The 24,742-nt window shown below is 58.3% G+C and carries 22 protein-coding genes and 1 pseudogene; 14 read left to right on the top strand and 9 right to left on the bottom strand.

The genetic code is table 11. From position 1 onward, the window contains the following. Window positions 1–3: 3 nt before the first annotated feature. From MUU53_RS07810 to phnN, 11 genes are all read left to right on the top strand, one after another. A complete protein-coding gene (locus MUU53_RS07810) occupies window positions 4–1,098 on the top strand; it encodes a carbon-phosphorus lyase complex subunit (RefSeq protein ID WP_247260402.1) in 1,095 nt (364 codons plus the stop codon). After that, a complete protein-coding gene (locus tag MUU53_RS07815) occupies window positions 1,095–1,976 on the top strand; it encodes an alpha-D-ribose 1-methylphosphonate 5-phosphate C-P-lyase PhnJ (RefSeq protein WP_247260403.1) in 882 nt (293 codons plus the stop codon). The genes MUU53_RS07810 and MUU53_RS07815 overlap by 4 nt, the downstream gene beginning before the upstream one ends. Beyond that, window positions 1,973–2,749 (top strand): phosphonate C-P lyase system protein PhnK, encoded by a 777-nt coding sequence (gene phnK, locus MUU53_RS07820; RefSeq protein WP_247260404.1) that lies wholly within the window; start codon window positions 1,973–1,975, stop codon window positions 2,747–2,749. Before MUU53_RS07815 ends, phnK begins: the two co-directional genes overlap by 4 nt. Window positions 2,750–2,759: 10 nt before the next feature. Further along, window positions 2,760–3,467 (top strand): phosphonate C-P lyase system protein PhnL, encoded by a 708-nt coding sequence (phnL, locus tag MUU53_RS07825; protein WP_247260405.1) that lies wholly within the window; start codon window positions 2,760–2,762, stop codon window positions 3,465–3,467. Continuing rightward, a complete protein-coding gene (locus MUU53_RS07830) occupies window positions 3,464–4,081 on the top strand; it encodes a DapH/DapD/GlmU-related protein (RefSeq protein ID WP_247260406.1) in 618 nt (205 codons plus the stop codon). The genes phnL and MUU53_RS07830 overlap by 4 nt, the downstream gene beginning before the upstream one ends. Window positions 4,082–4,298: 217 nt before the next feature. Next, on the top strand, window positions 4,299–5,147 hold the full coding sequence (gene phnC / locus MUU53_RS07835; protein ID WP_247260407.1) for a phosphonate ABC transporter ATP-binding protein: 849 nt from the start codon (window positions 4,299–4,301) through the stop codon (window positions 5,145–5,147). A gap of 78 nt (window positions 5,148–5,225) precedes the next feature. Continuing rightward, window positions 5,226–6,134, top strand: a complete 909-nt coding sequence (gene phnD, locus MUU53_RS07840; RefSeq protein ID WP_137133161.1) for a phosphonate ABC transporter substrate-binding protein — start codon at window positions 5,226–5,228, stop codon at window positions 6,132–6,134. 73 nt (window positions 6,135–6,207) lie between these two features. Then, window positions 6,208–7,173 carry a phosphonate ABC transporter, permease protein PhnE gene (phnE, locus tag MUU53_RS07845; RefSeq protein ID WP_247260408.1) on the top strand — a complete coding sequence of 322 codons (966 nt, stop codon included), beginning with the start codon at window positions 6,208–6,210 and terminating at the stop codon, window positions 7,171–7,173. Then, window positions 7,170–8,708 (top strand): phosphonate ABC transporter, permease protein PhnE, encoded by a 1,539-nt coding sequence (phnE, locus tag MUU53_RS07850; RefSeq protein ID WP_377307338.1) that lies wholly within the window; start codon window positions 7,170–7,172, stop codon window positions 8,706–8,708. The genes phnE (MUU53_RS07845) and phnE (MUU53_RS07850) overlap by 4 nt, the downstream gene beginning before the upstream one ends. Window positions 8,709–8,759: 51 nt before the next feature. Then, window positions 8,760–9,896: an alpha-D-ribose 1-methylphosphonate 5-triphosphate diphosphatase gene (locus MUU53_RS07855; RefSeq protein ID WP_247260409.1), complete on the top strand. Its 1,137-nt coding sequence runs from the start codon at window positions 8,760–8,762 to the stop codon at window positions 9,894–9,896. Then, window positions 9,896–10,489 (top strand): phosphonate metabolism protein/1,5-bisphosphokinase (PRPP-forming) PhnN, encoded by a 594-nt coding sequence (gene phnN, locus MUU53_RS07860; RefSeq protein ID WP_247260410.1) that lies wholly within the window; start codon window positions 9,896–9,898, stop codon window positions 10,487–10,489. The genes MUU53_RS07855 and phnN overlap by 1 nt, the downstream gene beginning before the upstream one ends. On the opposite strand, the gene MUU53_RS07865 is transcribed toward phnN, so the two are convergent. The 9 genes from MUU53_RS07865 to MUU53_RS07905 all read right to left on the bottom strand — a co-directional run bounded on the left by MUU53_RS07865 (window position 10,476) and on the right by MUU53_RS07905 (window position 21,377). Continuing rightward, entirely contained in the window at window positions 10,476–11,516 is a 1,041-nt protein-coding gene (locus MUU53_RS07865) for a zinc-dependent alcohol dehydrogenase family protein (protein ID WP_247260411.1), read from the bottom strand. The genes phnN and MUU53_RS07865 overlap by 14 nt on opposite strands. 95 nt (window positions 11,517–11,611) lie before the next feature. Further along, window positions 11,612–13,123, bottom strand: coding sequence for a glycerol-3-phosphate dehydrogenase (gene glpD, locus MUU53_RS07870; RefSeq protein WP_247260412.1), 1,512 nt, complete (start codon window positions 13,121–13,123; stop codon window positions 11,612–11,614). 107 nt (window positions 13,124–13,230) lie between these two features. Continuing rightward, entirely contained in the window at window positions 13,231–13,995 is a 765-nt protein-coding gene (locus tag MUU53_RS07875; RefSeq protein WP_247260413.1) for a DeoR/GlpR family DNA-binding transcription regulator, read from the bottom strand. A 118-nt stretch (window positions 13,996–14,113) separates the two neighbouring features. Further along, entirely contained in the window at window positions 14,114–15,547 is a 1,434-nt protein-coding gene (locus MUU53_RS07880) for an NAD(P)(+) transhydrogenase (Re/Si-specific) subunit beta (protein ID WP_247260414.1), read from the bottom strand. A gap of 16 nt (window positions 15,548–15,563) precedes the next feature. Continuing rightward, window positions 15,564–17,138, bottom strand: a complete 1,575-nt coding sequence (locus tag MUU53_RS07885; RefSeq protein ID WP_247260415.1) for a Re/Si-specific NAD(P)(+) transhydrogenase subunit alpha — start codon at window positions 17,136–17,138, stop codon at window positions 15,564–15,566. Window positions 17,139–17,473: 335 nt separating this feature from the next. After that, window positions 17,474–18,397, bottom strand: coding sequence for an ROK family protein (locus MUU53_RS07890; protein WP_247260416.1), 924 nt, complete (start codon window positions 18,395–18,397; stop codon window positions 17,474–17,476). Then, entirely contained in the window at window positions 18,394–19,578 is a 1,185-nt protein-coding gene (gene nagA / locus MUU53_RS07895; RefSeq protein ID WP_247260417.1) for an N-acetylglucosamine-6-phosphate deacetylase, read from the bottom strand. Before nagA ends, MUU53_RS07890 begins: the two co-directional genes overlap by 4 nt. Continuing rightward, window positions 19,575–20,597: an SIS domain-containing protein gene (locus MUU53_RS07900; protein WP_247260418.1), complete on the bottom strand. Its 1,023-nt coding sequence runs from the start codon at window positions 20,595–20,597 to the stop codon at window positions 19,575–19,577. The genes nagA and MUU53_RS07900 overlap by 4 nt, the downstream gene beginning before the upstream one ends. Before the next feature lie 27 nt (window positions 20,598–20,624). Beyond that, on the bottom strand, window positions 20,625–21,377 hold the full coding sequence (locus tag MUU53_RS07905) for a GntR family transcriptional regulator (RefSeq protein WP_165130987.1): 753 nt from the start codon (window positions 21,375–21,377) through the stop codon (window positions 20,625–20,627). Window positions 21,378–21,805: 428 nt separating this feature from the next. Between MUU53_RS07905 and MUU53_RS07910 the strand changes: the two are divergent. From MUU53_RS07910 to MUU53_RS07920, 3 genes and pseudogenes are all read left to right on the top strand, one after another. After that, window positions 21,806–22,983 (top strand): annotated as a pseudogene (locus MUU53_RS07910) (Gfo/Idh/MocA family protein). 11 nt (window positions 22,984–22,994) lie between these two features. Beyond that, entirely contained in the window at window positions 22,995–23,879 is an 885-nt protein-coding gene (locus MUU53_RS07915) for a carbohydrate ABC transporter permease (protein WP_247260419.1), read from the top strand. Then, window positions 23,876–24,736, top strand: coding sequence for a carbohydrate ABC transporter permease (locus tag MUU53_RS07920; protein WP_247260420.1), 861 nt, complete (start codon window positions 23,876–23,878; stop codon window positions 24,734–24,736). Before MUU53_RS07915 ends, MUU53_RS07920 begins: the two co-directional genes overlap by 4 nt. Window positions 24,737–24,742 lie beyond the last annotated feature (6 nt).

Raw genomic sequence — 24,742 nt, forward strand, 5'->3', positions numbered from 1 at the left:
ACCATGTATGTTGCCGTCAAAGGTGGGGAAACCGCCATCGCCAACGCCCATCAACTTCTGGCCGACCGCCGCCGGGGCAATCGCGATCTTCCAGCAATCACCATCGAGCAGATTGCCGAGCAGCTGGCGCTCTCGGTCGATCGCGTCATGGCGGAAGCATCGCTCTATGACCGTTCACTTGCAGCATTGGCTGTGAAGCAATCCCGAGGCGACCTGATCGAGGCAATCTTTCTGCTGCGGGCCTATCGCACCACGCTGCCGCGCTTCGGTACATCAGAGCCGATCAATACCGCCAGGATGCAGATCGAGCGGCGCGTTTCCGCCACCTACAAGGATCTGCCGGGCGGCCAGCTTTTGGGGCCAACTTTTGACTATACGCACCGTCTGCTGGACCCTGATCTGCTTCACGATACGCCCGTTGAAGCGCCTGTCGGGCGGTCTGATGCGGACGAGCCGGTCATGCGCGTCAGCGAAATTCTGGCGGGCGAAGGTCTGATCGAAGCGGATGGCGAGCTTCCATCAGAGCACATCGCTGGCGACCTGACCCGCGAGCCGATGGAATTTCCGATGCCGCGCGATTTGCGCCTTCAGGCGTTGGCACGCGGTGACGAGGGCTTTCTGCTAGCTCTGGGCTATTCCACGCAACGCGGTTATGGCCGCACCCATCCCTTTGTCGGTGAAATCCGCATTGGTCTGGTGGAGGTTGAACTGGATGTGCCGGAACTGGGCTTTGCCGTTTCTCTCGGTGAAATCCGCGTGACGGAATGCCAGATGGTAAACCAGTTCAAGGGTTCCGCCAAGGCACCGCCACAGTTCACCCGCGGCTATGGCCTCGTCTTCGGCCAGAGCGAACGCAAGGCCATGTCCATGTCGCTGGTGGATAGGGCGCTCAGAACGCAAGAGTTTGGCGAAGATGTCGTTGCCCCGGCGCAGGACGAGGAATTTGTCATTTCCCACTGCGACAACGTGCAGGCAACCGGCTTCGTGGAGCACCTGAAACTGCCGCATTACGTGGATTTCCAGGCCGAACTGGATCTTGTGCGCCGTATGCGCGCCAAGCACGCCCAATCTCAGCATCATCAGGAGGCCGCCGAATGACTGCGCTGGCAGACTATAACTTCGCCTATCTGGATGAGCAGACCAAGCGGATGATCCGTCGGGCCATCCTGAAGGCCATTGCCATTCCCGGCTATCAGGTGCCGTTTGCCAGCCGCGAAATGCCCATGCCCTACGGCTGGGGAACCGGCGGCGTGCAGGTGACAGCCGCCATTCTGGGGCCGCATGATGTGCTGAAGGTGATCGATCAGGGCGCCGACGACACCACGAACGCCGTCTCCATTCGCGCCTTCTTCCAGAAGGTCGCCGATGTTGCGGTGACCACGAAAACGTCGGAAGCAACGATCATCCAGACCCGCCACCGCATTCCCGAGGAAACCCTCGGCGAGAACCAGGTGCTGGTCTATCAGGTGCCGATCCCCGAACCTTTACGCTTTCTGGAGCCGCGCGAAACCGAAACCCGACAGATGCATGCGCTGGAAGAATACGGCCTGATGCACGTCAAGCTGTATGAAGATATCGCCCGCCATGGCCGCATCGCTACGACCTATGCCTATCCGGTGAAAGTTGCCGGACGCTATGTCATGGACCCGTCGCCGACGCCGAAATTTGACAATCCGAAGATGAACCAGTCGGCGGCACTTCAGTTGTTCGGTGCGGGACGCGAGAAGCGCATCTATGCCGTGCCGCCCTATACCGATGTCGTGAGCCTCGATTTCGAGGATCACCCCTTCGAGGTGCAGACATTCGAAAAGCCCTGTGCGCTCTGCGGTGCGCGCCACGTCTATCTCGATGAGGTGGTTCTGGATGATAAGGGCGGCCGCATGTTCGTCTGCTCCGACACCGATTATTGCGAAACCCGCCGGGAAGAGGGCCAACGCGGCGAGATGCTGGCAGACATGAAGGAGGCAGCGGAATGAGCGACCAACCTCTTCTGAATGTGCGTGGCGTTTCCAAATTCTACGGCAGCCGCATTGGCTGCACGGATGTGAGTTTCGATCTCTGGCCCGGCGAAGTGCTCGCCATTGTCGGAGAATCCGGTTCCGGCAAGACAACACTGCTGAATTGCCTCGCAACCCGGCTGATGCCAACCACGGGCTGCGTTCAGTACCGCATGCGTGACGGCAACCTTCGCGATCTCTACCAGATGAGTGATGCCGAGCGACGCTTTCTGATGCGCACTGACTGGGGCTTCGTGCACCAGAACCCGGCAGATGGTCTGCGGATGACGGTGTCCGCCGGTGCCAATGTGGGCGAGCGGCTGATGGCTGTCGGCAACCGCCATTATGGCAATATCCGCAATACGGCCAGTGACTGGCTGGAGCGGGTGGAGATTGCGCAAGACCGCATAGACGACCAGCCGCGTGCCTTTTCCGGCGGCATGCGCCAACGGCTGCAGATTGCCCGAAATCTCGTGACCTCGCCCCGCCTCGTCTTCATGGATGAACCGACCGGCGGTCTGGATGTATCCGTGCAGGCGCGTTTGCTTGATCTGGTGCGGGGGCTGGTCAGCGATCTTGGTCTAGCCGTCATTGTCGTGACGCATGATCTGGCCGTAGCCCGTCTCCTGTCCCATCGCATGATGGTGATGAAGGGTGGACGAGTGATCGAGCAGGGCCTGACAGACCGTGTGCTGGACGACCCGCGCGAGCCCTATACCCAGCTTCTCGTTTCTTCGATCCTTCAGGTTTAGGAGCTTTGTTGTGACCACTCCCCTCATCGTCTCCGACGTTTCGAAAAGCTTCACCATGCATCTGCGCGGGGGCTTGCGCCTGCCGGTCGTATCCAATGTCAGCTTCTCGCTGGCAGCGGGTGAATGCGTCGTTCTGGGTGGCCCGTCCGGTATTGGCAAAAGCTCGATCCTCAAAATGCTCTACGGCAACTATGCCGTCGATACAGGCCAGATCCTCGTTCGCAACGGTGAGCAGATCATCGATCTGGCCTCTGCCGAACCGCGTGTGGTGCTGCAAACCCGCCGGGATGTACTGGGCTATGTCAGCCAGTTCCTACGCACCGTTCCGCGTGTTTCCGCCCTTGATGTGGTGGCCGAACCGCTGGTTGCGCGGGGTACCCCTGTGTTGGAAGCCCGTGAAAGGGCGGAGGCTTTGCTCGCTCGCCTGAACCTGCCTAAAGATCTCTGGCAACTGCCCCCTGCAACATTCTCCGGCGGTGAGCAGCAGCGTGTCAACATCGCCCGCGGCTTCATTACCGATCATCGGGTCCTGCTACTCGATGAGCCGACGGCTTCGCTCGATGCCGCCAATCGCGCCATCGTGGTGGATATGGTCCGCGCCAAGAAGGATCAGGGTGTCGCGCTTCTCGGTATCTTCCATGATGAGGAAGTGCGCGAAGCCGTGGCAGACCGCATTCTGGATGTCTCACAATTTTCGCCGCGGAGGGCCGCCGCATGAGCCAAGTATTGAGCGAAGCGCCAAGCATTCATGAGACGGCGAAAGTCGAAAACACGACTTTCGGTCGCTATACAGAAGTCGCGGAGTTCTGCCGCATTCGCGACTGCGCGATTGGCGATTATTCCTACATCATGGAACACGGCCATCTCTGGAATGTCGAGATAGGCAAGTTTTCCAACATCGCAGCCTTCGTGCGCATGAATGCCACGCATCACCCCATGGAGCGGGCGACACTTCACCACTTCACCTATCGCGCCGGCAACTACTGGCCCGGACAGGCTGAAGATGAGGAAGACTTCTTCGCCGCCCGCCGCGCCAACCGCGTGGTGATCGGCCACGACACCTGGATCGGCCACGGTGCAACGCTGTTGGCTGGCGTGAAAATTGGCAATGGTGCCGTGGTCGGCGCAGGCGCGGTGATCTCGAAGGATGTCGCCCCCTATACCGTGGTCGGCGGCGTGCCCGCAAAGCTGATCCGCGAGCGCTTTCCGGCTGGCGTGGCGGACCGGATGGAACGCCTCGCCTGGTTGGACTGGAGCCATGATCGTCTGTTCGAAGCTTTGGACGATTTCCGCAGTCTGGATGCTGACGCATTCCTGCAAAAATACGCATGAAAGCAAGTAAAATCCGCGCATTAGCAGATTTTACATTTCTTACACAAAACGGACATCGGCACTTTACATTAGCGCAGTATGGCTTGGTTCGAGTTCGCCGGATCAATCGGGCGGAGCCGATAGGGTGAGCGAGGCTTTTGTTTTCGCATCGGACCGAAAACCGGTTCCCACTTTGCGGTCCGATGCTCTGGCGTCAATGAAGGACGAAGGACAAACCATGCACTTTCAGCTGGAAAACCTGACACGAAAATTCGGCACAAATACCGCCGTGGACAGGGTTACCCTGGATATCCCATCGGGCCAGATGGTCGGCATCATCGGGCGTTCGGGGGCTGGCAAATCCACCTTATTGCGCATGATCAACCGATTGGTCGATCCTTCCGAGGGCAGCATTCGCTTCGGCGAAATGGAAGTATCCACGCTGACAGGTGCGCCACTACGGCGCTGGCATCGCGACTGCGCCATGATCTTCCAGCAGTTCAATCTGGTGCCGCGTCTGGATGTTCTGACGAATGTGCTGCTGGGTCGCCTGAACCATCGCTCCACCGCGCTCAGCGTGCTTGGCCTTTTTACCCGTGAAGAGCGATTGATGGCGATTGCGGCGCTTGAGCGGTTGGGGATAGAGCAGGCCGCACTGCAACCGGCAGGCACACTTTCCGGCGGCCAGCAGCAACGCGTTGCCATTGCCCGCGCCCTGATGCAGGCACCGAATATGGTTCTGGCCGATGAGCCGATCGCCTCGCTCGATCCGCTGAACGCCAAGATCGTGATGGATGCGCTGCGCGAGATCAATGAGCGTGAGGGCATTACCGTCATTACCAACCTGCACACTCTCGATACTGCGCGCAACTACTGCGAACGCATCATTGGCATGGCGAAGGGCCAGGTGGTGTTTGACGGCACACCGAACGAACTGGATGCCGATGCCGTGCGCCGCATCTATGGCTCCGAACATGGCGGCATTGACGAGGCCATGACCTCGACCTCCATCTCTCTTCCCGATGCTGCAAGTGGCAGCACGAAGACATCTGCGGGGCAGATACGCTGGGCCACGGGCACAGCGTAATCCGCAACGATCGAGAGCCCGCGTCAAGGGCAAGTGCTTTCAATTCCGACCAATCCATCCGTTACAGGGGATCGAACCATGTTGAAGAAAACCCTCCTTGCCGCCGCAGCGCTTCTTTCGCTGGTGGGTGGTGCATCTGCCGCAGACATGAAGGAATTCCGCATTGGCCTCATCGGCGGCGAGAACGAAGCAGATCGCCTGCGCAACAACCAGTGCCTTGTCGATCACCTGAAGAAGGAATTCGGCTTCGAGAAGGTCTCGCTCTTCCCGGCAGCGGACTATGACGGCGTCATCCAGGGCCTGCTTGGTGGCACGCTGGACTACGCAGAGCTTGGTGCTGCTGGCTATGCCAAGGCCTATCTGGCAGATCCGAAGGCCGTAGAGCCGATCTTCACCACCGTTCAGACCGACGGCTCCATGGGCTATTACTCGATCATGGTTGCCCGCAAGGATAGCGGCATGACCAAGGTCACCGACATCAAGGGCAAGAAGCTGGGCTTTGCCGATCCGGACTCCACCTCCGGCTACCTGATCCCGACCGTCACACTGCCTGCTGCCATCGGTAACGTCCCCGTGAAGCAGTATGTCGGTTCTACCGGCTTTGGCGGCGGTCATGAGAACCTCGTTCTCGAAGTGCTGAAGGGCAATTTCGACGCCGGTACGACCTTTGGTTCTGGCGTGGGCAATTTCAAGGACGGCTACACTTCCGGCAACCTGCGCAAGATGGTGGAAAAGGGCATCCTGAACATGGATGACCTCGTCGAGCTCTGGAAGTCGCCGCTGATCCCGAATGGCCCGATCGTTGTTCGCAGCTCGATCACACCGGACATGAAGAAGAAGATCACTGCCTTCATGATGGACCTGCCGAAAAAGGACGCAGCCTGCTTCTCCGCCATCCAGGGCGGGGCGTTCAAGGGCTATGCCGAAGTAAACGTCGACTTCTACAAGCCGATCATCGACGCTCGCAAGGCGACCATCGGCGGCTGATCAGCCAACCAACCAGGCGGCGGCCTCGCTGGTCGAGGCCGCCGTTCCCTTTTCGCGCAAGAAGAGCCAGATCATGAACAGCAGCAAAATGTCCGGTCCTGTGCTTTCGCAAAGCGGTCAGCTCGTCGAGCAGCATTGGCGCGAGCTGAATGGCCGCCGCCGGACCTATACGGTACTTGGCAGCCTTGCCCTGTTGATCGCTCTTTCAGGTTCGCTCTGGTATGCCAACGATGCCAATTCCGGCAAATTCTTCGATCGGCTGCCGCATCTGTTCGATTTTCTGCAGGTCTTCGTTCCTCGCGACGGTATGGAAATCTTCCGCGCGATGTTCGACCTGCCCTCCCCTTACGATGATGGCAGTCTGAAATACGACTATCCAGATGGCCGTCACTATCTGACCGACAGCTTTTACATTCCGGAATACTTCTACCGCATGCTGGAGACGGTCAACATTGCCATCTTCTCCACGATAATCGGCGCATTGGGCGGCTTCTGCCTCTGCTTTCTGGCTGCACGCAACATGACGCCAAGCCGCTGGCTGCGTTGGCCGGTGCGCCGTTTCATGGAGGTTTTGCGAGCATTTCCGGAAGTCGTCATTGCCGGTTTCATTCTGGCGATCTTCTCCATCGGCCCCATTCCAGGCATTGTCGCCATCTCCGTCCACACGATCGGTGCGCTGGGCAAGCTGTTCTTCGAAGTCGTCGAAAACGCTGACATGAAGCCCGATGAAGGTCTGCGTGCCGTCGGCGGCAACTGGCTTGAGCGGCTGTGGTTCGGCATGGTTCCGCAGGTGATGCCGAACTTTTCCAGCTACATTCTTCTTCGCCTCGAGATCAACGTGCGCGCCTCGACCATCATCGGCGCTGTCGGTGGCGGTGGTATCGGTGAGGCTCTGCGACTTTCGATCAGCCGGGGCGATGCGGCGAAAACCATCGCCATGATCATTCTTCTTCTCCTGACCGTGATTGCTGTGGACCAGTTTTCCGCCTGGCTGCGCAAGAAGCTGGTGGGCGAGCAATCTTTCCAGATGAGTGCGTGACCGCCATGACCCTGCTTTCGACACCCGAATACGAACGTCTGGCGGCCCGCCACGAGCACCTTCTGACGCAGAGCACCTGGAAGACCTGTCGCGCTCCGCTGCTCGCCACGGGCCTGATTGTCTACTTCATGTTCTGCTGGTGGTTTTTCTCCATCGGCAAGGTTCTGGGAAGCGCCAACTACAGCATTGCCGGCAATTATCTCGCGGACTGGGTTTCCTACGAAATCCGCCCGGAACTCAACATAGATCGTGATGGTGCCATCACCATCACCTATTCGCGGTTCGATCCCATCGGGCCGAACCCGAACCCGGACTGGATCAAGTCCGAAACCGCAACCGTGACCCGACAGCCCGTTGCGAGTGCGCAGCCGGAGGCTCCTTCCGCATCAGCCCCCGCGCCTGCACCTGCACCGGCGGTACCTGCCTTCAACTTCATGGCAAACGCGCCAAAGGCAGAAGCAGCAACCAGCATCACGACCATTGCGAAAGCTCCGGTCACGGAAACAGCCATCGTAAAGTCCAGCATCGACCTTGGTCGCAGTGCCAAGATCGTGGTGGATCATCAGTCTGTCATTCTTACGCGCGGCAGCGAAACCGTGGAACTGAAGCTGGATAATGCCGCCGGTACAGTAACAGCGCAGGCGCCACTTCCGACGTGGGTAGAGCAGCGGATGGCCGGTGGTCGCGCCTATGCCTATTTTGGCTTCGCCGGCTGGGCGGAAGTATCTGCGGACCGTGTGCGTATTCACAACCGCTTCTTTGGCTGGGCGAACTTTTTCTTCGACATCAACTCCGCCTTCTTCGGCAAGTCTCCCGGTGAGATCCTTACCCTTGTGACAAGCGGCCCGCGCATCGATTCGAGCCAAAGCAACCTTTCGCTCGCCTGGAACGACATTCTCTATAACCCGTCCTGGCAGCATCTGGACGTGTGGAGCAAGCTGCTTCAAACCCTGGTCATGGCTTTTGTCGGCACGGTGCTGGCCACGCTGCTTTCCTTCCCGCTTGCCTTTATCGCGGCCCGAAACATTACCCGCAACCGAGTGCTGAACCAGTTCACCAAGCGGCTGTTCGACTTCCTGAGGTCGGTGGACATGCTGATCTGGGCGCTGTTCTTCACCCGTGCCTTCGGTCCCGGACCTCTGGCCGGTATCTCGGCCATTTTCTTCACCGATACGGGCACGCTCGGGAAACTCTATGCCGAGGCGCTGGAGAACCTGGATGACAAGCAGCGCGAGGGCGTAAAGTCGGTTGGTGCCTCACCGCTCGTCATCCAGCGTTATGGTGTCGTGCCACAGGTTCTGCCGATCTTCGCATCGCAGGCGCTCTACTTCTGGGAATCGAATACACGCTCGGCCACCATCATCGGTGCTGTCGGCGCGGGCGGGATTGGTCTGAAACTCTGGGAAGCCATGCGCACGAACTCCAACTGGGAGAACGTTTGCTACATGGTGCTTCTCATTCTCCTCGTCGTTTTCATCTTCGATGCCATCTCGAACGCGCTGCGATCCCGGCTCATTGGCACGGTACGCCACTAAGCGAGCCACACACAATCCCGCTGCGCAAGCAGCCCATGCAAGGTCAAACTCATGTCTGAAACCGTTTTCACCAACGCCCGTATCGTTCTCGAAGATCGCGTCCTGAACGGCTCTCTTCGCGTCCGGGATGGGAAAATCCTTGAAATCGACGACCATCTAAGCCAGCTAGGAGAAGATCTGGACGGCGATTTTCTGATCCCCGGCCTCGTGGAGCTGCACACGGACCATCTGGAAACGCATTATTCGCCCCGTCCCGGCGTTCGCTGGCATACGACGTCAGCCATTCAGGCGCATGATGCACAAGTGGTGACATCGGGGATCACGACGGTGTTCGACTGCCTGCGCATGGGCTCCGATGAAGACGGAGGCTTCGAGCATGGCGAAATGCGCGAGCTCGCAACAGCCATTCAGCAGGCCCAGAAAGATGAGCGCCTGCGCGCCGACCATCTGTTCCATCTACGTTGCGAGGTATCCTCCAACAATGTTCTGGAGCACTTCGCAGATTTTGCAGAAGACGATTTCGTGCGCCTCGTCTCGCTGATGGATCACGCGCCCGGACAGCGCCAGTTCCAGTCGATGGATCAATACATCCTCTACTACAAATCCAAGCGCGGCCTGACGGATGCGGAGTTTGCGGAGTTCGTGGCGCGACGGGTTGCTCTGTCAGAGCGTTACGCAGCGCCCCATCGCCTGGCACTCGTCGAACAGTGCCGTGAACGCGGCATAACCATTGCGAGCCACGACGATGCGACGCTGGACCATGTGGATGAGGCAATCGAACACGGCGTGCGCCTTGCGGAGTTTCCGACCAGCCTTGAGGCAGCCGAAGCATCGCACAGGGCTGGCATGAGCGTGTTGATGGGGGCGCCGAATATCGTGCGCGGCAAATCCCATTCCGGCAATATTGCAGCCAAGGAACTGGCGCATCTTGGCGTGCTGGACGTTCTGTCTTCCGATTACGTACCGCTCAGCCTGCTTCACGCCCCGTTCATTCTGGCCGATGAAGTTGAAACGATTTCCCTGCCGCAAGCGCTTGCCATGGTAACATCTACGCCAGCACGCACGGTTGGGCTTGATGATCGCGGTCGGATTGCCGAAGGGTTGCGTGCAGACCTCGTTCGGGTTCGCAGACACGAAGGCGTACCGGTGGTGCGGTCTGTATGGCGTGAAGGAAAGCGAGTAGCCTGATGGTTTCGAGTGGCGCGAACACGGACGGCACTTTGCTGGCAGTCGTTGGGCCGAGTGGCGTTGGCAAGGATAGCCTGATCAATGCTCTTCGAGACCGCTTGCATGCGGACGCAAGCGTTCATTTCGTGCGACGCGTGATCACAAGACCGGCGGATGCGGGCGGTGAAGACCATGAGGCCGTAACCGTTTCCGAGTTCGAAAGGCTTTCAGCCGCAGACGCATTTGCCGTCCATTGGCAAGCACATGGCCTCTCCTACGGAATTCTGCGCTCCGCCGCGGAAGCCTACAATGCGGGTCAGACGGTTATCGTCAACGGTTCTCGCGCCGCCCTGCCTTTATTTGGCGGATGCTTTGCCAATACAATCGTGGTCAACATCACAGCCGACCCGGATGTGATCGCCCAACGGCTCGCATCTCGCGGACGAGAGGATGCCGAGCAGATTGCCCAGCGCCTGAAACGAGGCGCAGATCTCTGCATCCCCTGTCATCTGCCGGTTCACGATATCGACAACAGCCGCGATCTGGAGGCGGCTGTCGACGCGTTTCTCAAACTGATTCAGCGGTTGAACCTGAGATCAGTCAAAACCGCGTAATGACACTGATACCGGTGCCCTTGGCCTGATCGAGCGTGATCAGTTCCGGAATGGCCTCTTCGAGGCTGATCCGTCTCGAAATCATCTGCTGCGGCTTGACCTTGCCTGACAGGATCATGGCCATCATCGCATCGTAGCGCCATGCCTGCATGCCATGGCTGCCGTAGATCTCCAACTCGTGGCCAATCACCTGAGCCATGGGGATCTTCGGCGTGGCATAATCATCCACCATGAGACCAACCTGCACATGGCGGCCACGGCGTCGGAGGTTCTTGATGGAATTAAAGCAGGTGGTTGGATGGCCCAAGGCGTCGATGGACACATGTGCGCCGCCCTTGGTGATCTCACGCACAGCCTCGACAACATCCGTTACATTTGTAGCATTGATGCAGGCAACAGCGCCGCACTGGCGCGCTGCTTCCAGCTTTTCTTCAGAGAGATCGATGGCGATCGGGTTGGCACCCAGAGCCGCTGCTATCATGATGGCAGACAATCCAACGCCGCCGCAGCCGTGGACGGCGACCCAATCCCCGGGTCCGGTGCGGGCCTGATCCACAACGGCACGAAACGACGTGGCAAAGCGGCAACCAAGGCTCGCCGCCGTTGCATCATCGACTTCTTCAGGCAGGTGTACGAGATTGGTATCGGCGTAGTCGATGCCGACGAGCTCAGCGAAGGAACCCCAATGCGTAAAACCGGGCTGGAACTGGCTTGGGCAAACCTGCTGGTTGCCGGAATGGCATTCCGCACAATGGCCGCAACCTGAGACGAATGGCACTGTCACGCGGTCACCCACCTTGAAGCGCATGACGCCCTTGCCGGTCGCCACGACCTTACCCGCCAGTTCGTGGCCCGGAACATGCGGCAGGTTGATATCGGAGTCATGCCCCTTCCAGCCGTGCCAGTCGCTACGGCACAGACCGGTTGCCGCGACCTGCAAGACCACGCCCCCAAATGTCGGCTCCGGATCCGGCACATTACGGATTTCCGGTGTTTGCCCGAACTTTTCGAAATACATGGCCTTCATGATCGTCTCCCGTTTGGAGAATCGGTTTAGCGACCAACCTTGGACGACTCAAGCACGCTGGTTAATCATGGCGGGGCAATACAAGCGTAGCGTTCTTAGTGAAGCCTGCCGCATTTTTTGATCATGTAGGCCTCAAGGTCGGCAACCTGTTCCGGCGTCAGGAAAAGGCCCTGCTTTGTGCGCCGCCACAGAACGTCTTCTGCAGTCCGCGCCCATTCCTTTTCAATGAGCCAACGCACTTCGCATTCGTAGAGCGAACCGCCGAAATGGCGACCGAGGTCAGCCGGTACACCGGCAAGGCCAACAATATTGCCTGCATCGGTGCCGTAGCATCGAACCAGACGTTCCGCATGGATCTTCTCCAGGAACGGAAAGCGGGAGCGAAGCTGCCGAACCTGCGCTTCGTATCCATCGACCGGAAAATCAGCGCCGGGAAGCCTGCTGCCCGCGGTCCAAGCCGGGCCCTTCAGTCCGATCTTCTCGCCGATTTTTTCGAGAGCATGTTCTGCCAGACGTCGATAGGTCGTCAGCTTGCCGCCGAAGACGTTAAGCAGCGGAGCATCTGTACCTTCGCCCTCGATTTTCAGCACGTAGTCGCGTGTTGCCTCCTGCGCCTTCGATGCGCCATCATCGAACAGCGGGCGAACAGCAGAATAGCTCCAGACGATATCCGATGGGCGGACCGGCTCGGCGAAATACTCGCTGGCCGCATTGCAGAGATACGTAATTTCTTCCGCACTGATACGAACATCCTTCGGATCTTCCTTGTAGTCGCGATCTGTCGTGCCGATCAGCGTGAACTCGCCCTCGTAAGGGATCGCGAAAAAGATGCGGTTATCCGGATTCTGGAAGAAGTAGGCGCGAGAATGGTTGAATTTCTTGCGGACGATGATGTGGGAGCCCTGCACAAGGCGAACATTGTGCGCATTGTTCTTGCCCATTACACCGTTCAGAACCTGATCGACCCATGGCCCCGCAGCGTTGACCAACATGCGAGCCTGGATGGATGAGGTCTCGCCGGTTTCGGCATGTCGCAGCGTAACATTCCAGATGCCGCCGTCGCGGCGCGCCGAAACGACCTTCGCGCGGTTGAAGATGCGGGCGCCACGATTGGCGGCGTCGCGGGCATTCAGCACCACCATGCGGGCATCATCGACCCAGCCATCGGAATATTCGAAAGCGCGTCCAAAAATCGGCTTCAGCGCCTTGCCGGCCTCGTCCTTCTTCAGGTCCAGCGTCTTCGTTGCAGGCAAAAGCTTTCGACCACCAAGGTGATCATACAGGAAAAGACCGAGCCGGATGAGCCAGGCCGGACGCACGCCGCCCTTCTGATAGGGCAGCACGAAACGCAAGGGCCAGATAACGTGCGGCGCCATGGCCCACAAGACTTCACGCTCCATCAGCGCTTCCCGCACCAGACGAAATTCATAATGTTCGAGGTAACGAAGACCGCCGTGAATGAGCTTGGTTGCGCCAGAGGAAGTTCCGGACGCGAAGTCATTCATCTCGGCAAGTCCAACGGAATAGCCGCGTCCGGCCGCGTCGCGTGCAATGCCGCAGCCGTTGATGCCGCCACCGATGACGAAAAGATCCAGAACTTCGCTCACAACCCGTCTCCAACATTTGTTGTTCGCACATGCGAAAACATCGATATTAAAATCGCATCAAAAACGAATGTCAAACGAAGATTAAGCGAACTAGTTCCGAAAGTGCCTTATTCTGAGGTTTCGATGAGCCGAACGTCGTTCTCCAGGCAGATTGTACGGATTCTCTCCAACGGGCATTGATCCGTTATGAACGTATGAACCTGCGATAGATGCCCTATGCGCACCGGCGCTGTCCGCTCGAACTTCGTTGCATCCGATACCAGGATCACATGGCGTGCATTGGCAATTATGGCCTGAGCAACTTTCACTTCGCGAAAATCGAAGTCGAGAAGTGCGCCATCTTCATCGATTGCAGACACGCCGATGACAGCGAAATCCACCTTGAATTGGCGAATGAAGTCGACCGCAGCCTCGCCCACAATGCCGCCGTCAGAGCCGCGAACGACGCCGCCTGCAATGACCACCTCGATCTGCGGAAAAATCCGCAAGCGATTGGCGACATTGATGTTATTCGTAATGACCATGAGGCCGTTGCGTTCGGTGAGCGCCTCGCCCACAGCCTCGGTGGTAGTGCCGATATTGATGAACAGGGACGAATTGTCCGGAATGAGCCCGGCGGCAGCGCGTCCGATATCCTGCTTTGCTCCTGATGCGATTGCCCTGCGGGCTTCGTATTCGACATTTTCGTTGCCGCTCGGAAAAATGGCGCCGCCGTGGACCCGTGTGAGCGCGCGAGCATCGCAAAGATCGTTCAGATCCTTGCGAATGGTCTGTGGCGTGACCGAGAAACGCGCTGCGAGATCCTCAACGGACACGCGCCCTGCCGTCTTGGCCAATGCCACGATCTCTTCCTGCCGGGGGGTGAGCAGCATTTTCGCTTCGCTTTCCTTTGTTTCATCTAGATGGAAAGCGAAGATTTATGACAAGTCAAGCGAAAGAGGCGGAGCCGTTGCCAGCTCCGCCTCCCAATTTGCGCCTGGTCGATGGATCTTATTTGATCATCGGCAGCAGTTCATTCACCGACTTCTTCGCATCACCGTAGAACATGCGGGTATTCTCCTTGAAGAACAGCGGGTTCTCGATGCCGGAATAGCCCGTGCCCTGACCGCGCTTGGACACGAAGACCTGCTTGGCTTTCCACACCTCCAGAACCGGCATTCCGGCGATGGGCGAATTCGGATCTTCCTGGGCCGCAGGATTGACGATGTCGTTCGAACCAATGACGATGACAACATCCGTATTCGGGAAGTCATCGTTGATCTCGTCCATTTCAAGAACAATGTCGTATGGTACCTTCGCCTCAGCCAGCAGCACGTTCATATGCCCCGGCAGACGGCCCGCAACAGGATGGATTGCGAAGCGCACTTCCTTGCCTGCCGCACGCAGCTTGCGGGTTAGTTCAGACACGGCACCCTGTGCTTGGGCAACCGCCATGCCATAACCCGGAACGATGATGACGCTATCGGCATCGTTCAGCGCGTTGGCCACGCCTTCCGCATCAATGGCAATCTGCTCGCCGCTGATTTCCATGGCAGGGCCAGTCGTTCCGCCGAAACCACCAAGGATGACCGATACGAACGAACGGTTCATGGCCTTGCACATGATGTAGGAGAGGATGGCACCGGACGAACCGACGAGCGCGCCGACAACGATCAGCAGATCGTTGGAAAGCGAGAAGCCGATGGCAGCTGCCGCCCAGCCGGAATAGCTGTTGAGCATGGACACGACAACGGGCATATCAGCGCCGCCAATTCCCATGATGAGGTGATAGCCGATGAAAAAGGCCAGCAGCGTCATCAGAAGCAATGTCCAGATGCCCGCCCCGCTGACATAGAGAAACAGCAGGATGACAGACAGGATTGCAGCGCTTGCATTGAGCAGGTGACCGCCGGGAAGCTTGGTCGCCTTGCCGTCCACTTTGCCCGCCAGCTTGCCGAAGGCAATGACCGAGCCAGTGAACGTGACCGCACCGATAAACACGCCGAGGAAGACTTCGACCTTCAGGATGACCTGCTCGACATGCGTTTTATGGGCCAGAATTGCGGCAAAGCCTTCCAGCGAATGGCGCGCCGTCTCGTCCATGGCCAGAACACGGCCTAATTCGATATGCGCATTGAAGCCGATGAACACTGCCGCAAGACCGACCAGCGAGTGCATGGCCGCGACAAGCTGTGGCATTTCCGTCATCTGTACGCGTTGCGCCACGACCCAACCGATGGCGCCGCCCGCGGCAATCATGACCAGCGACAGGAACCAGTTGCCAGCGCCTGGGCCATAAAGCGTGGCCAGAACGGCAAGCCCCATGCCGACAATGCCATACCAAACCGCGCGCTTGGCGCTTTCCTGGCCGGACAACCCGCCCAGGGACTGAATGAAGAGAACCGCCGCAACGACATAGGCGGCTGTTGTAAATCCGTATTCCATGTGGCTCCCCCTGCCCTCAAGACTTCTGGAACATGGCGAGCATGCGCCGGGTGACCATGAAGCCACCGAAGATGTTGATCCCCGCCATGAAGACGGAGAGTGCGGCCAGGATAATCACCAGAATGCTGCCCGAACCGATCTGCATCAGTGCGCCCAGGATGATGATCGATGAAATCGCGTTCGTGACCGCCATGAGCGGGGTATGAAGGGAATGCGACACATTCCAGATGACCTGGAAGCCGACATAGCAGGACAGCACAAAAACGATGAAGTGGCTCATGAAGCTGGCAGGCGCATAGAGCCCGGCCAGCAAAATGAGCGCACCGCTGACGGCAAGCAGGGTGAACTGGTTACGGGTCTGGGCCTTGAAAGCTGCAGCTTCCGCCGCACGCTTTTCCTCAGGCGTCAGTTCCTTGACTTTTTCCTTCGGCTTGGCCGCGGCAATCGCCTGAATCTTCGGCGGCGGTGGCGGATAGGTGATGGCACCCTCCTTCGTCACCGTTGCGCCGCGGATCACGTCATCGTCCATGTTGTGGACGGGCACACCATCTTTGGCGGGCGTCAGATCCGTCATCATGTGACGGATGTTGGTCGCATAAAGCGTGGACGCCTGCGTTGCCATGCGGCTGGGGAAATCCGTGTAACCAATGACGGTCACGCCATTTGGAGACACGATCTTCTGGTCAGCCACAGTCAGATCGCAGTTGCCGCCGCGCTCTGCGGCCAGATCCACGATCACCGAGCCCGGCTTCATGGCCGCGACCATATCCTCCAGCCAAAGCTTTGGTGCATCGCGGCCAGGAATGAGGGCGGTCGTAATGACGATATCGATGTCGGGCGCGAGTTCACGGAACTTCTTGAGCTGCGCCTCGCGAAATTCTGGCGACGACGGTGCGGCATAGCCGCCCGTTGCGGCGCCATCCTGGGCAGGACCGGCGAAATCGAGGAAGACGAAATTAGCGCCCATGGATTCGATCTGCTCGGCCACCTCCGGACGAACGTCGAAGGCATAGGTGATCGCGCCAAGCGAAACCGAGGTTCCAACGGCAGCAAGACCGGCGACGCCGGCGCCAATAACGAGCACCTTGGCAGGCGGGATCTTGCCTGCCGCCGTAACCTGACCAGTGAAGAAGCGGCCAAAATTGTTACCGGCCTCAATCACCGCGCGGTAACCGGCGATGTTTGCCATGGAGGACAGGGCATCCATCTTCTGTGCGCGGGAAATGCGCGGCACCATGTCCATGGCAATGACGTTCGCACCCTTGGCATTGGCAGCCTCGAGAAGCTCCTTGTTCTGGGCGGGATAGAAGAACGAGATCAGCGTTTTGCCAGGCCCCAGAAGCTCCACTTCGGATTGCTCCGGCGGACGCACCTTGGCAATGAAATCCGCCGAGCCATAGAGAGCGGCGGCGTTCTCTACTACAGTCACACCTGCCTTGGCATAGGCTTCGTCGGAAAAACCGGCGGCTTTACCCGCGCCCGTCTCGATGAGGCATTCATATCCCAGCTTTTGAAGCTGAAGGGCGCTGTCAGGCGTCATTGAGACCCTGGCTTCGCCCGGAAAAATTTCTTTCGGAGAACCGATTTTCATCTCTATATCCCGCTCCCAAGTATCCGGCATAATCATGCCTGGATAAGTGCGTCTGCTATCAATCCCCACGCAGACTTTAACCGGCCAACAAATTCGACCGTGATATAGGGGTACACGTCACCAGCATCGCTGACTAGTCTGAGAAATGCCACTGCGGTACGCCTAGAGACCGATCAGTGCGATTTTCCACTGGTCGGTAATTTAGTGTGATTTTTAATTAGAATGGGTAGTGCTGGTTCGGATTCTCAACAGGTGCCAAGCGCAGGTCTGTGAACTCGGCAACTGTAACCGCGCTGTCCTTGGTATGGAAAGCCTTACGCAGAAGGGCGCGACGCTTAACCGGACAGGTCAGACTCAACAGAATTAAGGCCCAAGATGGCAGCGCCAATCAGGCCCGGCTCAATCTTGCATTGCGCAGGAACGACAAGCGGACGCTGAAACTTTCGCAAGATGCGGGCGCGGACAGCGCGATCGATAGCCTCGACCAAGGCAATCGAATTCGAAAGACCGCCGCCCACCGGAATGATTGTCGTGCCGGTGACATTCGCGACAAGCGCCAGCGGCCCTGCCAGCACATCGAGGTAAACGTCCATCGTGCGGGAGGCGCGCACCTCCTCCGCTTGCCAGTTCGCGACAATGCTCTCGCTAGACAGGTCTTCACCGTGCAGATGCCTGTGCAGTTTCTCCATGCCGCGCGCACTGCAAATCGCATCGATACAGCCGCTGAGCCCACAACCGCAGGCAAATCGGGGCAGATGAACGGGAGGGTTGCCTGCTTCCGTTGCCGCCACAGGGCCGTGGCCCCATTCGCCAGCAAAGCCACCTTCGCGGTTGATCAGCTGTCCATCAATAACCAGTCCACCACCCACGCCGGTGCCGAGTATGACGCCGAAAACCACGAGGTGACCCTTGGCGGCTCCAATGCCCGCTTCCGCCAGTACGAAACAATCCGCATCATTGGCAACAAGAACCGGCAAGCCGAGTGCGGCTTCCAGATCCTGTCCCAGGCGGCGTCCGTGAATGCAAGGCACGTTGGCAACCACTGCTCGACCCGATTCAGGGTCAATGATGCCCGCAATGGAGAGCGCAACGCACTCAGGCTGTTCGTCGCTGAGGGCGATGACAGACTTGAGAACGGCCACGAAGGCATCAAAATCATGGACGGGCGTCGCCTGCCTTGGCACGGGCCGAATATCATCCGCAGAGAAGGCAAGCGCGCCCTTGATCGCCGTCCCTCCGATATCGAAACAGACAATCATGGAGCCACCACTTCGATTGCATTCGCGCCGCCAGAGACGAGGGACCCGTCGATCCACGTCGAGTGCCAACCCAGGTCACGATCCAGAATGACAAAATCCGCGTCAAAACCCGGCCGCAGTTGTCCCTTGTTGATTAAACCCAAGGCTTCTGCCGGATAACGGGCCGCCAGGCGCAGCGCCTCAACAAGCGGCAGGCCAAGCGTGAGATGCGTATAACGGACACAGGAAAGCATATCGATATCCGCTCCTGCCAGCGTGCCATCCGCCAGTGTCAGGCGTCCACCATTGCGATAGATCCGACGCCCATTGAGTTCAAATCCATCATCATCAGTGCCGACGGTCGACATGGAATCGGTGACGAGAAAGATGTGAGACGGCCCGCCCTTGCCGCGAATAGCGACCCGCATCGATACCGGATCGACATGAAATCCGTCGGCAATCAGGCCACAGGACAAACGCCCATCGTCCAGAGCGATACCGACAAGTCCTGGCTCGCGATTTCCCATCTGGCTCATGGCGTTGAATAGGTGGGTAACCATCGACGCCCCGGCCTCGACATAAGGGGCAATCGCATGCGCCTGTGCATCTGTGTGGCCCAGGCTGACGATGTAGCCGGCCTGCACCAATGAGCGGACCTGGTCGCTGGTGACGCTCTCGGGCGCAATGGTTGTGATCGCCTGCCCGAAAGAGCCACCGGCTTCGACCAGCACGGACAGGTCATCCGGCTGCATGGGGCGGATCAGCGCCGGATCATGGGTGCCCTTTCTGGCGTGTGAGAGATGTGGCCCTTCAAGATGAAGGCCGAGATAACCCGGCACCTGCTGTTCGAACGCAGCCTTTCCAGCCGTCAAAGCCTGATCGCGAACTTCAGGCGTATCGGTAATCAGCGTGACCATGACCGAGGTTGTGCCATAGGCGGCATGAGCCTTGCAGATCGTCTCGATACCAGCCACGTCCGGTTGGTTGTTGAAAAGCACGCCACCGCCGCCATTGACCTGAAGATCGACAAATCCCGGTGCCAACAGGCGATCTCCCGCCTGACGCAAAACGAAGCCATCCGGCACATCCGATTGCGGCACGATGTCATTCACGGTTCCGCCCTCGATCAGCAAGGCATGATCGTGAAAGAGAGCTTCACCATCGAAAATACGCTGGCAGGCGACGGCAAGCGACTGTTTCATCGGGTTTCCGTCACCTTCTGAAGGGCCGCGGGCTTGTCTGGATTGAAGCCGCGCTGGCGCGATAGCTGCTCAACCATGCCATAATAGGGGATAATAAGGCACAAGGCATCCGTCAGGTGATGACCCGTGGTTACAAAAGGCAATTGCTCCGCACCGGTTGCAAGACGTGAGGTAACAAAGGTCTTCGCATTCTTGGCAACCAGCTTGGACGCTGTTTCCGCAATCGATGCTTCGGCAGCGTCACGCGCGGCAAAAGCGATCACAGGAAATGCAGGCGCGACCAGCGACACCGGTCCATGCAGAACTTCCGCAGACGAATAGGCTTCCGCATGCAATTCGCACGTTTCCTTGCATTTCAACGCCGCTTCAGAGGCGATGGCAAGCGAAGGGCCGCGACCCAACATGTAAAGGGACTCGGCCGTTGCAAGAGGATCGAGAATAGCGCTCCAATCCAGTTTCAATGCAGCCTCGAAATGTGCTGGAAGAGCCGCCACCGCGTCGATAAGTGCGGCATCGTTCTTCCAGTGGGCGATGATTGCAAGACCGGCCACGATGGAGTTGACGAAGGATTTCGTCGCGGCCACAGCAAGCTCCCGCCCCGCAGCGATATCGACAGCGACCGTCGCCGCCTGGCTGAGTGGGGATGGCACCGTGTTGGCCAAGGCAATCGTCAATGCGCCACCTTCAACCGCCGTCCTCGTCAAGGCCACGATATCCGGACTTGCGCCCGACTGTGACACGGCGATTGCGGCGCCGCGCGAAAGCTTCAAAGGTGACTGGTAAATGGAGGCCAGCGATGGGCCAACGGAGGCAACCGGGATACTGAGTTCCAGCTCGATCGCGTATTTCAGAAAGTGGGCTGCATGGTCGGATGAACCGCGGGCAATGGTGACAACCACCGCAGGATCGCGCGCTCTCAGTGCTTGACCAGCATCTGCCAGAACAGCAGCCTGTTCACCCAGCAGCCGTGCGGTTACCGCCGGGATCTGATCGATCTCCTGTCGCATAATCGATGTCATGATTGACCTTTCAATTCCTTTGCGCCTTCAGGCGCCGATCGTAAGCTCTGCGACGAGATCGTAAGCGTCGCTGCGATAAAGGGCGGTCGAGACTTCCATCACCCGACCTGAGTCAAGATAGGCGATACGCTGAACGCTAAGCGCCGCAGAGCCCGTCGGCACCCCCAGCAATTCCGTTTCCTCCTCCTTCAGAAGGACCGCCGAAATACGCTGGTTTGCCCGAACCGGCTGGATGCGGCGTCCGGACAGTGCCTGGTATAGCGAGTTTTCGACAGCATCCGGATCCGGGAGAATGTCGTCCGGAAGACTTGTACGCTCCAGAGCGATCGGCATGTCATTGGCCGTACGCAGGCGCACCAGGCGCGCAACACGGGCGTTACCACTCAATCCGAGCGTCATGGTCTCCTCCGGAGTCGGATGAAACAGACCTCGATCCAGCCAGCGCGAACCCGCTGTCATGCCGCGCCTGCGCATGTCTTCCGAAAACGAGGTCAGCCGCGTCAGCGATTGCTGCATGCGAGGAACCGGCTTGCTGACGAAGGTGCCAGAGCCACGTCTGCGCACGAGAAGCCCCTGATCAACGAGATCGTCGATGGCCTTGCGCACAGTGACACGTGAAATCGCCGCTGCATCCGCGATATCACGCTCAGCCGGCAAGGCATCGCCATGCTTCAAACGACCATCCTTCATGGCCTGTTCGATCATATTCTTGAGCTTGACGTAGAGCGGTCCGCCGCTTGCTGCCTGCAATTGCTCAAGAGGCAAAGCCACCTCGTTCAAACACCCCTCCTGGTGCGGCGCGCAAGAGCGAGAGCCTGCGACCGCGATAGCGCGTTCCAATAATCGAGCGCACAATACCAATCAAATTCCAAATAGGCAATTGGTTCTATCTGCAGCAAAGAGAGAAACTGGAGTCGCGATCCTATCGCTCTCTTTTTAAACGGCTTTTTCTAAATCGAATGCAAAAATTCTTAAACAGAAAAGATTCATCTAGACGATTGGACTGTTTTTGGTATTAAATGTTAACAAAAAGTTTGATGAGCGGAACAGTTGTCGGAGAACCGGGCGGCGATCCTCAAGAAACATCGCAACAGGTGAATTCTGAAAATGAATTTCATGAAAGCGATATTTCTCGGATTTTCGGTTGACGAAACCACTTCCGTAAAACAATCTGTGAAAAATAATTACGCAGTGGGGAATTGACCATCATGAAGGTCGCAATCATCGGGCTGGCTTCCGCCTCGGATATCTTGGCCAGGTTTTCAATCAGATGGATCCGGATTTCGAAATCGTCGGCTATGTGGATCCGGCGCCTGCAGGCATGGAACGTCTTGACGAAGCCGGTATTTCGCCTGGTCGGTCCTATGAAACGCCGCAGCAATTGATTGAGAGCGAAACTTTCGATCTCCTGATGATCGGTTCTCCAAATCATTTGCACCTCGAACACATCCGCATCGGACTCGAAGCAGGCCTTACGGTCTTTACCGAAAAGCCGATCGTCGTTTCGATCGAAGAGAGCTATGCCTTGGCCGCGCTTCTGCACAAGCACGGCCACGACCGCCTGCTGGTTGGTCTCGTTCTGCGATACTCGCCGCTCTATAAGGATCTGAGGCAGGCGCAGGCGGACGGCCTGCTGGGCGATGTTGTGTCCATCGAGGCGTCCGAGCACATTGCACCCTATCACGGTGCCTTCTTCATGCGCGACTGGCGACGCTACAGCCGTTACGCCGGCAGCTTCATGCTCGAAAAGTGCTGCCATGACCTCGATCTGTACAACGGCGTCGTTGGCGCGCGGCCTCGTTTCGTGGCGAGCTTCGGCGGCCGCAAGAGCTTTACGCCGGAGAATGCTCCAGAAAGCACCGGCGTCAACGATTTGCATGTCTATCACCGCAAGCCGAGCGGCTGGCTGGGTTCCGACAAGGTCTTCGACAGCGATGGCGATATCATCGATTACCAGACCGCGATCGTCGAATACGAGAACGGCGCTTCGATGACGTTCCATACGAATCTCAACGTGCCGGATGAATTCCGCCGGTTCTGCGTGATCGGCTCGAAGGGCATGGCCGAAGGCGATTTCGTTCGCGGCTTCATGGATGTGCATGACGCGCATTCGAGCGAGAAGCGTATTGCGAACCGTTATCAGGCTCCCTCGCTGACCTCCCATCACTACGGCGCGGATGAGCAGATGGCGGCCGATGTGTTCGCACATATCACCAAAGGCACGCCGCTTCCCGTTTCAGCTCTGGATGCGATCGAGGCGGGCATTCTTGCGCTGGCCATGGATGAAGCGCGCAACGGACGCAAGGTCGTGGACCTTGCACCCGTATGGTGCCAGTATGACGCCTACCTGCATGGCTCCGGATCAGCCCAGGCAAAGTCTGCGTGATGGGGGTCGCCATGGATGCCCGCAAAAGCGCCGTCATCTTTGCCTGGCTGCTGCTCGCTCCGGCACTGCTCTACGTCCTGACCATTGTCGCCTACCCGCTCGTTGACACGTTCATCCTGTCGTTCACGGATGCATCGCTGAAGCGGACGACCGAATGGGTTGGCTGGGCGAATTATGAGAAGATCTTCAACGCGAGTTTCGCTGAAGTCATCATCCGCACCTTCGTCTGGACTTTCTTCTCCGTCGCCATAAAGATGATCATCGGTACCTTCGGCGCAACAATGCTGAACGCTGCCGTGCCCGGCCGCGCGCTGTTCCGTGTTTTGACCATGCCGCCTTGGATCGTGCCGATGGCCATCGGCATTTTCATGTGGGGGTGGATGTATAACGGCCAGTTCGGCATGATTTCGGGCATGCTGCAGCGTGCCGGCTTCACGGATGGCCCCATTGCCTTCCTGGCGCAGGGTTCGACAGCCTTCTGGGCAACGATCATTACCGACGTGTGGATCGGTGTGCCAATGGTCACCCTCTATATGCTGGCAGCCATGCAGGCAATTCCGCAGGATCTCTACGAGGCAGCATGGACCGATGGCGCTGGGCGTTTTTACCGCTTCCGCCGTATCACCCTGCCGCTCCTGGTGCCATCGATGATTACCATGTCGATGCTGTCCCTGATCGCCACGTTCAACTCGTTCGACATCATCTGGATCCTGACCCAGGGTGGGCCGAACGGCGAAACGACGACCATGATCATCGACACCTACCGGACCGCCATCGGTTCCAAGAAATACGGCGAAGGCGCCGCCCGCGCGGTTCTGATCTGCATCTTCCTGTCGATCTTCTGCCTTTGCTACTTCCGCGTCACCAGCCGTCTCGCATCGGGAGAGAAGCAATGAGAGAGCCTCCTCAGCTTATCAACCGCTATCGCTGGTATGAGATCATTGGCATCTATTGCGGCATCGGTGTGTTTCTCACCTTCGTGCTCGCTCCCTTCGTCGAGGGGTTCCTTGTCTCGTTGAAGCCCTTGAGCCAGTTGTTCTCCTCGCCTTACCGCTTCATTCCGGAGAACGGCTCCTTCCGCGCCTATGTCACGATGTGGGAGAGCGTGCCCGGCTTTGGCCGCTACATCTTCAACTCGTTCTTCATCTCCACAATCGTTACTGCGGTCGTGCTTTGCATGGTCGTGCCCGCGGCCTATGCCTTTGCACGGTTCGAGTTCAAGGGGCGCGGCACGCTTCTGGGCGCCTTCCTCGCCGTCAATATGTTCTCCGGCGCGGTGCTTCTCATTCCGCTGTTTCGCCTGATGCGTTCGCTCGGGGTTCTGAACACCTATTTCGCCATGATCGTTCCGGGCGTTGCCTTTCTGATCCCCTCGGCGATCTGGCTTTTGCGAACCTACATGATGCGCATTCCTAAGGAACTGGATGAAGCCGCCTACGTGGATGGTGCCAGCCACTTCTATACGCTGCGCCGGGTAATCCTACCGATTGCGATGCCCGGCATCACGGTCGTTGCGATCACTACTTTTATCGGGTCCTACGCGCAGCAATTCATCTTCGCCCTGACCTTCAACGCCAAGAGCGAATACATGCCCCTTCCAGTCGGGCTCTTTGCCTATTTCGGACGCCAGGAAGTTGTTTGGAACGAGTTGATGGCCGCAAGCTTCGTCGGCATCGCGCCCGCCATGATCGTGATCTTCTTCCTGCAACGCTATCTCGTCAGCGGCCTGACCGCGGGCGCGGTGAAACAATAAAACAAC

Source organism: Affinirhizobium lemnae (assembly GCF_022968395.1).
GTDB lineage: Bacteria > Pseudomonadota > Alphaproteobacteria > Rhizobiales > Rhizobiaceae > Neorhizobium > Neorhizobium lemnae.